Genomic DNA, 11,708 nt, shown 5'->3' on the forward strand with positions numbered 1-11,708 from the left:
AGGGCACGGAGCCGCGCTACAGCACGCCTCCGTCCATGCGGTCGCGGAGCGCGCCTCCCCGGTGTCCGCCCTCGCCGAGGCCGTGCTTGTCCACATGGTGGGCAAGCACGGCAAGCTTGAGAAGCACCTCGCGAAGTTCACCGGCCACGAAGGCTGGCCGCTCGGGACGAGCGTGCAGCCGCCTTCGCGTGGCCCATCTTCACGTACGTGGTGAAGAAGCGGAGGAACGAGGGCGCGGCCGAACGGACAGAGGCATCTGCGGAGTCGATTGAAGACGCATGAAGAGCGTAGCCATGTGACCGCCAGTTCAAGACACCTCACTGCTGGCAGCACCTACCTGGGGCAATGCGCCCCATACGGCCGGTGAAAACAGAATCGCCACTGGCTGCAATTGGTCTAGGTAAGCACTAGAGCGCCCCTGAAAACCAGCCAGCACCTGACCAGTTGGCACGCTCCATGAAAAGGGAGCAGCCACGGAGGCGTATGGGCTGCCATTCGGCCATGTGAGTGTTTGGCCAAAATTTGTCGAGAACGAAAGCTGAATAACATAAGGGGCATCATCGGCGACCGCGCACCCCGAAATGCTAGTGATGAACTCGCCTGGCCGGAGAGTCAACGCACTACTATTTTCCCCACCGTCCCCACCGTGTTTGTTAACCCATGTCGTATCTTCGTCGTCATCGACATAAGTAACAGACAAGCTGTCCACATACCAACCGCCGCGAATTATGACCGACCGAATTCTCACTCCAACATCGGCACTACCATCCGGGAAATCCTGAAATGGTTCACCACCCATCCCCCCCCATGCTGGAGTGTTCTGGACTGAGTACGACACAGACGGGAAGCCATTGCCAATACTAGCCGCATCAGGAACGGCGTAACTCTGGGATGGATCGGCCGAAACCTCACTTAGCCAGTTCTGCACCGCCTGTTGATCATTCTCATTCTGCTCTGCCCTCGACAGAAATTCGACGTCACCCGAATAACCATAGACGTCGTACACTCCCTGCAGCCACTGGCACTGCAGGTACACTTGCCGCAGTATCATCATCTTGTCGGCAACACCTTGAGTCGTCAATGTTCCGACAAATGCGGTGCGATTGCTCTCGACAGATGAAAAATCAGGCATCCCTGGAACATGTTCGTAACCAGTAGTGCCAAAGGTAATGACAGCGGGAGCATCAATTTCGGACGGAGGAAAGTTATTCGCATAATCCACAATTCCGCCAGGGTCTGGGAGCTTTGCATTCGTAACCCCCACAACCAATTGATGAACCTCATTTCTCGTACTTACGCTCCGCTGCACTTTGGTGAGGCTGGCCTGGAAGTTCCCCCCTATGCTGCCGCCCCCGATTATGCCATTCGCCTCAAGTGCCGCGCGCACCTGTCCCTGCTCCTCCTCGGACTCCGCGTAAAACACACAGACTGCGATATACTCTCCGCCTGTCGTAAGCTGGCTCACAAATGAATCGCCATAAGCCAAGCAGAACGACGCTAAGTCTGTCGGTGGCGGCACGCGCAATTGCGCATTTGTATACGCCTGCTCGGTTGCAACGCTGCAACGCACCACAATACTTACCGACATTGCGCTAACCGCCAAGCTGCTAATGAAACTGGCCTTGGCGTCAACTGAGCCAAATAGCGCAGACGCCGCAAGCGAAGCGCTCAAATCGACCGATTCGAATATCGACACGGCGGAGCTACAAACCGCATAGTCCAGTTTTTTGGTGCTGGTGCCAGGCCCAAAGATCCCCTCAAGAGCAGTGCTGCACGCGCTTCCCGAAAATGTATCAAACCCTTGGAGCAAGGCCGAAACTGGCACAGCGCTCCGAACCGCTCCATGCGACATGCAGGTACTCTCGGCTACGCGACCCATGAATTTTCCCCTTCTTTCTGGACGAGGCCGACCGGGCTACATCAGGCATCATTGTCAGTCCTGAGAAGGCGCATGTGTAGATGCCTAATCAAATCCCTGAACTGCCTTCAAGCAAATCGAATGCTAATTTCTTTGAGCGTGCGACTGGTGTTGCGCTCCATAGAGCACCCAGGCCAATTTGCACTACAGCTTGCTGCGCGTTCTCGGTAGGTCAAGGTATGCAACAGGGCTCTTCGAGCGCGTTGATGCCTCCCTGGCGCCAGCCCAGGAGCCGGACTGCAATGTACCCGCCAATGGATTGTCAGAGCAAATGGGTGTCAGATGACCCGTCGATTGGCCATCGATTACGGTCGCGCCTCGCGCGTGATGCATTGCGAATGCAGTGGTGCATTCGGGGACCGCAGTTCACGCCCCTCTCCCCTGCATGGCCTACCTTATCCGCCGTGCTCTGAAAGCCCTGGGTCTACCGCCCACCGCCCGGGGCCCGCTCGTCCACGCCCGGCCCGTCGCGTCCTTCTCCCCGCGGTGGGGCATGCGCGAAGTGCTCGCCGCGTGCCGGGAGAACTGCTGGCTCCGCGCCGTCGTGGACACGGTGGCGGACGCGGTGGCCGCGCCCCCGGTGGAAGGCCTACAAGCGCGTGGGCGGCGCGGCGAAGCGGTGGACGGACCCGCGCTGGAAGTCCCTCGGCAGGCGCGAGCGCCGCAAGGCGCTGGAGGACGCCACCCAGGCCGGGGAGTTGGTGGAGCTGCCAGCGCACGAGGTGCTGCGCCTACTGGAGTCCCCGCACCTGGAGTTCCCCCGGGCGCGAGGTGCGCAAGCTGGCGCAGGTGCACCTGGACCTCGCGGGGAAACCTCCTCTGGCTGCGCATGGACCAGGACGTCGGCGGCGCTGTAGTGCGGCCGCAGTCCGGGCGGCTCCGCGTGGTGTATCAGGACACCCAGCCTCCCGGTTGGAGGTCTTCGGCGGGCCTAGCGGTGAGGCACCCACGTGGTACGGGCCGGCGCTCCCCTGGACGTCCGAACCCACGGTGGGCGCCCGCGTGCAGAAGCTCGTCGCCGAGCTGACGCCGCGGTCCGCTCAGCGGAAGCCGGACGAGTCGCTCCAGTCCGGCACGGGGATGAAGCGCAGGCCCTCTGGCGGAGGGGTCAGGCTCATCACTCGGTCCACTGCGGACTCGTGGAAGATACAGGTGGATGGGGACTCGGCCAGCACGAAGACGCGCCGCTCTTCCAAGGGCATGTCCGCGAGTAACTGCTCGTCGAGCACCAGCCTATCGAGGCTCAGCAACGTCAGCCCGCTGGGCGAGAGCTTGAAGACGGACTCCTGCCGGTTCATGCAGCGCAGCTCATTGTGCACGTGCAGCAGCCAGTAGCGCAGCACGTTTCCCTCAGCGACTCGCACGTCCGCCGGCACCCACTGCACACGGTGGAGATGCATCGGCTCCAAGGCGTCCTTGAGGCGCGGCGAGAGGACGGGCTTCGGAAGGCTGTGGTGGTCCACCATGTCCGGCTTGGGAGGCACCGGCTCCGCGAGGCGCAGCCGGACGGGCTCTGTCACGTTCACGGGCTTGCCCTTGTAGAAGGCACTGCCACTCTGGTCCCAGCCCAGCAGCGGGTGGACGTTTGAGGCAGCCCGCTCAAGGACGAAGTACTCGCGCTGCATGGCTATCCCCCTACTCGCAGAGTTCGACGCGCGAGCGGCTTCCCGGTAGCCCCCTGCTTCAACGCGTGAGCCCGACGGCGCGGGCATGCGCGCGTTGGCTTGTCCGAAATGCTGGCCGTGCCTGAGCACCCGTTGCCGCCCTCGCGGTAGTCAAGCCCGTCGACTGAGAGGGTCCACTGAAAGCTCGCCACCTTGGCCAAAATCTCTTCGCTGAGAGCGTCCAGTTCGCGAGTCAGCGCGCTCGGGTCCGAGCAGAATGCGCCGCGAACGATGAGGGCCTTGATGTCGTCCGTCCTGGCCATGACCGCATTGGGGTACGCCATCTGGACGTCGTGGGCCCAACCCGCCGCGTGGTTGCCGCGATGGACCGGCACATGGAGCTCACAGGCGACATCCATCCGGGATGGCAGCATGACGCCGTTCTTCCGGCGGTTGATGTCGTACCCGTACTCTCGGCAGTACCTCGCCCAGTCCTCGTCATCGGCCATGGCCTCAGAGCAGATGAGGTGGTGCGCGGCGATGGACCAGCGCCCGGTATACCAGGGGTGAGCCTCCGGCTCCTGACCTTGGAGGATGGCCTCGCCGAGCCACGTGGAGTTGCCGATGTGGCTGCCCCACTTCGTAGCGAACGGGTGCCCCGGCTTCCCGCAGTACTCACACGGTGGCTTCTTCGGGGCCGTGGGCCCGTCACCGGGCTGGGACTGGAGGAACATGACGCGTCGGCCGCGAATGATGACGGGCATGGATAAAGCAGATGCCCATGCCCAACCACCTAGAAGTGTCCTGGAAGGCAGGTAAGAACGGAATCCAGGACAGTTCGGTCCGCGCCTCTGTTATGCCGCGCGGCCCAGTGGTGCGGCTCAGCGCGCCTCGGGTGCCGTCGCGGGCACCGTGCAGCGCTCCGCGTACCGCGCAGTGAGCCCGTCCTCCGCGTATGAGGCGCCCACGGTGAGCGCTCCCAGCAGCACGGAGGTGAGGCCCAGGGCGAGCTGCGCGCTGCGGTCCTCGCCCACCAAGTTGGAGAGCAGCGCCACCCCGCCGCCGGCCGCGCCCAGCGCCCCGGACACCGTACCCACTACGCCCCAGGTGAGGCGCGAGGAGTCCCAGGCGGCGCACTGCGCGTCGGAGACGGCCGGCCGGTAGTCCACCGCGGGCACCTGCAGCGCGGTCCGCTCGGCGCCCGCGTCCGGCCGGCTGGCATGCAACGGCGTACAGCCCTGGCCCAGCAGGCCCACCAGCGGCAGCGCCAGCAGGAGGACGGCCAGCGAGCCGGCCCGCGACGGCGGTGCGCTCGAGCTGCCGGCGCCCCGCTCCTCCTTCCCCACCAGCGCCCGGACGGCGTCGGCGCCGAGCTCCACGGGCCCCAGGTTGATGGCGGCCCCGCCACCCTCCCCCTTCAGCTTCGACACGGCGGCCTCCACCAAGCCGGACACGAGGATGGGCACGCTGGTGGGCGCCAGGCGCAGGCGCGCGACCAGCTCCGCCTGCCCTCCGGCGCCCAGCCCGGCCAGCAGCCGCTGCACGGCCGCAGTCTTCAGCCGGTGCCACTCGGCCTGCGTGAGGATGCCGTCAGCGGCGGCGGCCACCAGCTCCGGCCGCAGCGTCACCTCCACGTCGCGCACCACCGCCTCGGCGAGGACGGACACGCGGGACAGCAGCTCGGCCAGCCTCGACTCCCCGGCCTGGGCCTGGAGCTTCCGCGTGAGGGCGACGAGCGCGGCCGCCACGAGGCCGGCGAGGGCGGTGGCCACCACCGGCGTGACGGCCACGGCGGCAGACAGGATGATGGACTTCAGCGTCGGCCCCGGCGGCGAGGTGCCAACCTGGGCCAGGGCGACCGGCGCGGTGAGGGCGAGCGCGAGCACGGCGGCGAGGGTGAAGCGCTTCTTCATAGACGACTCCAGGGACTGCGGGTTTCCGGAGCGCACTCCGGGCGTAACGCTTCAGGGGGCGACGGTGGTGAACGTGTTGCGGTACAGGTCCGCCTCGGTGAGGGGCGGGGCGTCACCGTGGAACGAATTTCGTGACACCTCGGCGCCGCTCCACCGGGAGTCGCGGAAGCTGCAGCGGATGAAAGTACAGCCGTGGAAGTACGCTCCCGCTGCGTCGGCATCGTCGAAGGAGCACGCCTCAAAGGTGCAGCCGACGAAGGATGCGCCGCGCAGGTCCGCGCCGAGACGACTGTTGAAGAACACAGAGTCGAGGAGGTGCACGCCCAGCAAGCAGAAGCCTTCCCATGCCGCACCTTCCACTCGCTGCCTCCGAAGAAAGACCGGGGGTGTGTGGCCGTGGGAAATCATCGTCCCGAGGTCCTGGTGAATCCGACAGGCATCGGTCACCGGCGCGAGGTCACCGCCAGATGTCAATCGTCGCTCCATTGCTGCACACATCAACGGCGGCTTCATGCGAGGACTCCATGGGACTGCGAGGGGCCAGCTAGGAGGCGAAGGGCAGCCGGCGGAAGCCCATGAGGTCCGCCCGGTAGCCGACGTGGGGAAAGGCCTTCACGCGCGCGTCATGGGCCGCGGCGTCGGCGAGCGTGAGGGTGGCCCGGCCGCCTCCGGACGCGCCCACCACGACGCCACCGCCCACGTGCACCATGACGTGCTCGGCGTCGTCGGGCGCGCCGGCGCGGTGGTACAGAACGAGGTCCCCGGGGAGCAGCGCGGCGAAGTCCACCGGCCGGCACTCCGCCCACAGCCGGTCCGTATTGTGGGTGGCGCGCCAGTCCGGCCCGCCCACCTGATCCAGCGCCCACGCGACGAGGCCGGAACAGTCGAAGAGGCGCTGCCCGGTAGTGGCGTCCCGCGTGCCCTTCGCATTCCAGCGGTAGGGGGAGTGCATCTGCTGGAGGACGAGGGCGAGGAAGGCGGCGCGCTGCGAAGACATGTTCACTCCCTGGAACTGTGAAACGAGAGCCACTGAGCAAAGACTTGCGCGCAATTGCCCGTGCCAATTCATGCAGTATTTTGGGATTCCTCTCATGAACGAGAGGCATTCCAGGAGAAGCGCATGCGGGCGAAGTCATTCTTCATGGGTGTGCTGATGGCTGCGGGGCTGCTGACCGGTTGCGGTGGAGTAGAGGCCACCGCAGGAGAATTCGAGCAAGCATTGAACAGGGCGGAGGAACGGGCGTCCCAATTGTCAGCAGAGCAAGGCGTGAGCGAAATCACGTTGACCGAAACAGCCGGTGGCATGGCTGACGGAGTGTGCTTTGAGTGCTGGTGCTCGGGCGGGAGATGCCTCTGTTTCGAGAAGCCCTGCGGCGTCGAAATTTAGCCCGCGCCCCAGTGCTGGGACTGCGACAGGTAAGCCCCTGGGAATCGACTGCGACAGACTCTGTGTGATGGAATTCCCAGGGGACTGCGCGGACATCCTCCAAGGGAACTGAGGCTACTCAGCCAATGACCGCGCCGGGAGGCAGCGGGTCCGGCGGGGAAACGCTGTCCGAGCGGTGGAGGAGGATGGCCACCTGCACGCGGTTGAGCGTTTCCTCGTCGGTGATGCCGGCCTTCTCCAGCGCCTGCACCGCGGCGTGCCCGGCGATGCTCAAGGCCACGTCGCGCTCGGCCTGGCCGGCCGCCACCCACCGGGCCTGCGTCAGCGGGCCCACCGCGTCCCAGCCGGGCACGTCCCGTCCGTCGAACGTCTTCCACGGGCCATGCGGCCCGGGCACGTCGTTGTACTTCGTGAAACCGAGGAAGCCTGCGCGCTTCGGGTCCAGAGGTCCGCTCACCGGGTTCTCCTGGTGCTTCGAGGTGACAGCGCCCGGGAGAAGGGGCGTGGACGCCTGCTGGCGGAGCTGCAACGCCTTGGGCAACCACAGCTCTCCCCGGGCGCCGTACTCCCAGACGCCGTCCGGCGTCAGCGTGTCGCCCGTCTCCTCCGCGCAGATGAGCATGAGGTCGAAGGCGAACTCGTACCCGCTGGGGTGGACGTAGTGACGCAGGGCAATGGCGACGTTGGCCTTGTGCGTGGGGCCGCGGGCCATCTCCTCTCGGACCTGAGCACGGAACGTCGCCAGCAACTCGTTTCGGGACATCGTCTTCGGCATGGGTGCCTCGCAGGGTGCTGCGGGTGGAGCCGGCGCCGAGGCGCTCGGCGGGGAAGCTCAGGTGCCGCTGCGGCCGTCCTTGGACGCCACGACGTTGGCGGCATGCTGCAGGCGCCGGGCGTTGTACTCGCCCATGAGGTGCTGTACGCGGTTGGCGATTTCGTGCAGTTGCGGCCGCGCGGAGCTCACCCACGTTTCCAGCGCCTTGAGTCGCAGCTCCTGCAACTGCAGCTTCGAATCGTGCTCGACCACCATGCGCAGGTCCGTCTTGATTTCACGCACGTCCGCAGCCACGGCCTCCATGCGCTGCACGAGGAGCGGCACCTTGTCAGCGGCACTCTCGCGCTGCTCAAGCGCCTGGAGTCGCTGGGCCAGTAGCGGCACCTGGTCGGCCGCGTCCTCGTGCCTCTCTTGCCGCCGCGCGAGGATTCGCTGGAGCAGCGGCAGGAGCAGCACACTGGCAGCGAGGACGTAGACGGATGTCTCAGGGGTGGGCGTCACGGGACGCACCACGTGCGGAGGGGGGCGCTCATGCCGTCGCATCGTCAAGGCAGGCGTGGACGGCGTCCGGCACGCCCCGTGCTCTGCGCCACCGGCCATGGAATTTCAGCAGCGGTTGGCGCTCGCGAAGCGCCTGGAAGAGGTGGAGGCGGAGCTACAGCAGGCTGTGCAGAACCTGGACGGGAGCCCGGCCGCGCGGACGAGGTACCAGCGGGCCCGGGCCGCGCACCGCGAGGTGGACGAGCTCGTCCTCAAAGTGCTGGGCGCCCGGGACGCGCATGCGGAGGCCCAGCAGGCTGCGGCGTGACGGGGTGCCCTGAAATGCAGCGGCCCGCCACCGAGTCGGTAGCGGACCGCTGGAGTTTCTCACGGCGCGGAGCTGCTCAGTCGCCCTTCCCGCCCGTCGCCTTGCCGATGATGCCGGCGACCTTCATGGCGTAGTGAAGCAGCGTGTGCACGAACACCCAAAAGAACGTGGTGGCCACCTTGACGTAGATGAACCACTGCGGGCGTCGCGCTCTCACCATGGCATGAATCAACTCCAACGCATCGCCAATCTCCTCGTTCGCGATGCGCTTCGGGACCAGCATAGCGAGTAGATCGAGAGCGCAAGTTGCTGTCTTCGCGGTGCGGGCGCTAGCCAAATGCGCGCGCGGCTTGAAGCGTTTGAGGAAACGCGCAAGCACGCCGAAAATGATAGCGGAGGCCGTCACCCCCTGCGCTTTCATCTGGCGCTCCAGCGCTTCCTGGAATTGCCTGGTGCGCTCCTCCAGAACCTTCTGTGTCTCCTTGCTTTCCTTCAAGCTCAGTTCGCCTTGCTGCACGACCGAAGCTAGCCACTCGTACAGCGCCCTTGTCCCCTCACTTGTGGACTGAGAGTTCTTGGGCTCCGTCGGAAGTTTTCTATGGTTCATCAGAACCCCTCCACAGGTCGCAGGCCCCAGAGTCCCAACACCGCGCCACGCTGCTCAGTCGCCGCACGGCGCCCTTCTCCCGTCAACTCATAGTATCGTCGTGGACGCCCACCTCGCTCGGGCACCGGCTCGCCCTCGAAGCTACGCAGCAACCCCTCACGCTCCATCGATTTGAGCCTCGGGTACACGGTACCCTCGGTGAGCACAACGCGACCGCCGGTGCGCTCTTTCACCTTGTCGATGATTTCCAGGCCGTAGCTCTTGCCGGTCATCAGCACGGACAAGATGGCCGCCTCTGACGTTACTGGAGATTCCATTCCGGAGATACTAACCTCGACGTTCGAGGATGCAACCTCGAATATGGAGGAAACATCCTGCCGGCGCCTACGCGGCCGGCTTTTCGTCCAGCACCACCCACTCCGCTCGGCACTTGTCGCAGCGCATCCGGTAGCCCCCGGGGAACACCGCCACGGTGACGACCTGCCGCTGGTGCGGCTCACACACGCCGCACGCCTCCGCCCACGTGCTGACGGGCAGCGCGTTCTCGTACGGTGGCAGACCGAGCGTCTTCATCCACTCCGCAACCCAGGCCGCGTCCACGTTGACGCGCAGGGCATGGTTGTCACCCTGCACCACGAGACCGTGGTGCAGGGCCAGCCAGTAGAGCCGGAGCAGCTCCGCCATGCCCTTCATGGCTGGGCCCCGCTCCTGGCACGCCTTGCCCAGCGCCTCCACCTGCCCCAGCAGCTCGTCGCGCGTCATCGGTGCGCAGAGTGCCACGGCGGATGACACGATGCTTGGCGTCCTCGGCGCGATTCGTCAGGAGGCTACGACAGCGCAATACCGAGGACTGCGAGAATCGTCGGGCCGTATACGCTCCAGACCTGCAGAAGGTCCGCGCTGACTCCCAGCGTTTCCCTCAGCCCATTGAGGAGCGGCTTGATGACACCACGCGGCATGCGCTTCTCTTCAGGAAGCGCGCATTGCTGCGCAACGAATGCCAGCTGCTCGGTCGCCTCGCCCTTCTTCTCGGCAGGCAAGGCATGGCTCGATGCCACTGCCTCCGCGAGCGCTCGGAGCGCGTTGCCCAATTCCGCATCTCGCTGGTGTGCCTCCGAGATGAACGTCGTCAACTGCTGATGGACCTGCGCGCCTCCAGAGGCAGTCGTGACCGTAGCTCCCGGCGAACTGTCGGCCGTGGCCATCGTGGCGTTGTCGCCGTTAATGAACGAACCATAGTTGTTAATGGTCATAGCAGCCGCCGTTCGTCTTTCATCCTGCGTAAAGGTCATCCCCTCGCCGAGAATGCCTCGGGTTTCCAACTCGAGCGCCCATTGAAGAATGGTGTTACGAACCGCATCGAGTATCCCTGCTACACCGCTCGGACTCACGATTCTAGTCGGCGGCATGTGCTTCAGCTCCTCAAGGTCCCTGACAAGATTTCGTATTTCGGCCGACGTCAGCGGTATCTGAAGATTCCCATCTTTCTGCATTTGGCTAAGCAGGTGGGTGAGCTCACCAACTGACTGAACAATAGGTGACTTCGCATAGCGCTCGGAACGCTTGTCGTCAGCCTGAAATACGATTGGTATCAGTCCATGATATGGATTCCGGGCCATGAGTTGCGTGGACAGGACTCGATATTCGGGCACCTTCGCGCTAGGCGCGTAGCCACCCATCTCCCACTCAAGCCACTTTCCGAAGTCCTCCAACTTCAGTTTCGCGGCAACAACCTTCGCGCGTCGAAGCAATTCGGAGAGATCCGTGCTGCTTTGCTGTGCGAGGTGTTGTAGTTCAAGCACGAGCGACGTCTGAGGCACGCTTCCCCCTTCCGCAGATGTGTTGCGCGCCGTCGAGGCGGACAAACAACATGCGGTCATGGAGCAACAATACCCGAGTTCCATCCGCCGGATACTCTCCACCCCAGAAACCACACTACTGCGCGCTGCTGCTCCTCGTCCTCACGGCAGTTGCACCACCCCAGGGCGCCATCGTCCTCGCGGGCGCCCTGCTCTCCTGGGTCATCCGGCACCTCTAGAGAAAAATCACGCCTGTGGATTCCGACTCCGACGTGCGCGAGCTGCCCCAGGGCTGATGGGGCGCCGGGGCGGGCCCGGATACCGGGCCCCCCCCTAGTTCGCCACAATCTTACAGCGCCCGGCCGAGCGCGGAGTCCTTGCCGATGACGAGGAGCCAGTCCCGGAACACCGCCCAGTCGTCCTCGGGGATGAGGCCGCGCGCGAAGGCGTTGGCCTGCCACTCGCGCACGAGTCCCTCGCCACGCAAGAGCAGCCATGGCCGGCCCGCCGCACTGCGGGCCTCCAGCATGAGGCGCTCCAGCTCCGCCGCGGCCTCGGCCAGCGTGGCCATGGGGTGTGCCACCAGCCAGTCGTAGCAGCCCGCCTTCGCGGCGTAGCGCTCCTCCTGGGCGGCCAGCTCGAGGGCGGAGTACTTCCCCCAGTCGTCGGTGAGGCCTGCGGTGCCGCCCGCGTCCAGTTCGCGCAGCTGCCGCTCCAGCTCGTCGCGCTGCACCTGCGTGTCCTGGTTGATGCGCGCGAAGTACTTCGACGAGGCCGCCGTCGCGTCGAGGAAGCCACGCACGCGGGCGAGCTGCGTCGTCAGCTCGCGCCTCCGGGCCTCCACGGCGTTGCGCTGGTACACCTCTTCAACGGTGAGGGACATGCGGCGACTCCTGG

Annotated in this window: 15 protein-coding genes; 2 read left to right on the forward strand and 13 right to left on the reverse strand. The window is 65.3% G+C overall.

The window, feature by feature from the left end; translation table 11 throughout:
• Positions 1 to 307: 307 nt before the first annotated feature.
• The 6 genes from ACX9TP_RS31245 to ACX9TP_RS31270 all read right to left on the reverse strand — a co-directional run bounded on the left by ACX9TP_RS31245 (position 308) and on the right by ACX9TP_RS31270 (position 6,432).
• Positions 308 to 1,852 (reverse strand): jacalin-like lectin, encoded by a 1,545-nt coding sequence (locus ACX9TP_RS31245; RefSeq protein WP_482974287.1) that lies wholly within the window; start codon positions 1,850 to 1,852, stop codon positions 308 to 310.
• A 1,106-nt stretch (positions 1,853 to 2,958) separates the two neighbouring features.
• A complete protein-coding gene (locus tag ACX9TP_RS31250; protein ID WP_482974288.1) occupies positions 2,959 to 3,543 on the reverse strand; it encodes an imm11 family protein in 585 nt (194 codons plus the stop codon).
• Between the two features lie 2 nt (positions 3,544 to 3,545).
• Complete coding sequence (locus ACX9TP_RS31255) at positions 3,546 to 4,031, reverse strand: AHH domain-containing protein (RefSeq protein WP_482974289.1); 486 nt, start codon at positions 4,029 to 4,031, stop codon at positions 3,546 to 3,548.
• Between the two features lie 372 nt (positions 4,032 to 4,403).
• Positions 4,404 to 5,435, reverse strand: coding sequence for a hypothetical protein (locus tag ACX9TP_RS31260; protein WP_482974290.1), 1,032 nt, complete (start codon positions 5,433 to 5,435; stop codon positions 4,404 to 4,406).
• Between the two features lie 51 nt (positions 5,436 to 5,486).
• Positions 5,487 to 5,948 carry a pentapeptide repeat-containing protein gene (locus ACX9TP_RS31265; protein WP_482974291.1) on the reverse strand — a complete coding sequence of 154 codons (462 nt, stop codon included), beginning with the start codon at positions 5,946 to 5,948 and terminating at the stop codon, positions 5,487 to 5,489.
• A gap of 31 nt (positions 5,949 to 5,979) precedes the next feature.
• Positions 5,980 to 6,432 carry an NlpC/P60 family protein gene (locus tag ACX9TP_RS31270; protein ID WP_482974292.1) on the reverse strand — a complete coding sequence of 151 codons (453 nt, stop codon included), beginning with the start codon at positions 6,430 to 6,432 and terminating at the stop codon, positions 5,980 to 5,982.
• Between the two features lie 123 nt (positions 6,433 to 6,555).
• On the opposite strand from ACX9TP_RS31270, the gene ACX9TP_RS31275 reads away from it, so the two are divergent.
• Positions 6,556 to 6,822, forward strand: coding sequence for a hypothetical protein (locus tag ACX9TP_RS31275; RefSeq protein WP_482974293.1), 267 nt, complete (start codon positions 6,556 to 6,558; stop codon positions 6,820 to 6,822).
• A gap of 118 nt (positions 6,823 to 6,940) precedes the next feature.
• Here ACX9TP_RS31275 and ACX9TP_RS31280 read toward each other — a convergent pair whose 3' ends face one another.
• Both ACX9TP_RS31280 and ACX9TP_RS31285 read right to left on the reverse strand, forming a co-directional pair.
• Positions 6,941 to 7,597 (reverse strand): hypothetical protein, encoded by a 657-nt coding sequence (locus ACX9TP_RS31280; RefSeq protein WP_482974294.1) that lies wholly within the window; start codon positions 7,595 to 7,597, stop codon positions 6,941 to 6,943.
• A 57-nt stretch (positions 7,598 to 7,654) separates the two neighbouring features.
• The gene (locus ACX9TP_RS31285; RefSeq protein ID WP_482974295.1) at positions 7,655 to 8,098 is read right to left on the reverse strand and encodes a hypothetical protein; all 444 of its coding nucleotides are present in this window, start codon (positions 8,096 to 8,098) and stop codon (positions 7,655 to 7,657) included.
• Positions 8,099 to 8,195: 97 nt separating this feature from the next.
• On the opposite strand from ACX9TP_RS31285, the gene ACX9TP_RS31290 reads away from it, so the two are divergent.
• Entirely contained in the window at positions 8,196 to 8,405 is a 210-nt protein-coding gene (locus tag ACX9TP_RS31290) for a hypothetical protein (RefSeq protein WP_482974296.1), read from the forward strand.
• A gap of 76 nt (positions 8,406 to 8,481) precedes the next feature.
• Here ACX9TP_RS31290 and ACX9TP_RS31295 read toward each other — a convergent pair whose 3' ends face one another.
• The 5 genes from ACX9TP_RS31295 to ACX9TP_RS31315 all read right to left on the reverse strand — a co-directional run bounded on the left by ACX9TP_RS31295 (position 8,482) and on the right by ACX9TP_RS31315 (position 11,694).
• Entirely contained in the window at positions 8,482 to 9,012 is a 531-nt protein-coding gene (locus ACX9TP_RS31295) for a hypothetical protein (RefSeq protein WP_482974297.1), read from the reverse strand.
• Positions 9,012 to 9,290, reverse strand: a complete 279-nt coding sequence (locus ACX9TP_RS31300; protein ID WP_482982250.1) for a PadR family transcriptional regulator — start codon at positions 9,288 to 9,290, stop codon at positions 9,012 to 9,014. Before ACX9TP_RS31300 ends, ACX9TP_RS31295 begins: the two co-directional genes overlap by 1 nt.
• 106 nt (positions 9,291 to 9,396) lie before the next feature.
• Positions 9,397 to 9,804, reverse strand: a complete 408-nt coding sequence (locus ACX9TP_RS31305; RefSeq protein ID WP_482974298.1) for a hypothetical protein — start codon at positions 9,802 to 9,804, stop codon at positions 9,397 to 9,399.
• A gap of 35 nt (positions 9,805 to 9,839) precedes the next feature.
• Positions 9,840 to 10,832 carry an AbiTii domain-containing protein gene (locus ACX9TP_RS31310; protein ID WP_482974299.1) on the reverse strand — a complete coding sequence of 331 codons (993 nt, stop codon included), beginning with the start codon at positions 10,830 to 10,832 and terminating at the stop codon, positions 9,840 to 9,842.
• A 328-nt stretch (positions 10,833 to 11,160) separates the two neighbouring features.
• Entirely contained in the window at positions 11,161 to 11,694 is a 534-nt protein-coding gene (locus ACX9TP_RS31315) for a hypothetical protein (RefSeq protein ID WP_482974300.1), read from the reverse strand.
• Positions 11,695 to 11,708 lie beyond the last annotated feature (14 nt).

Source organism: Pyxidicoccus sp. M15 (assembly GCF_056858435.1).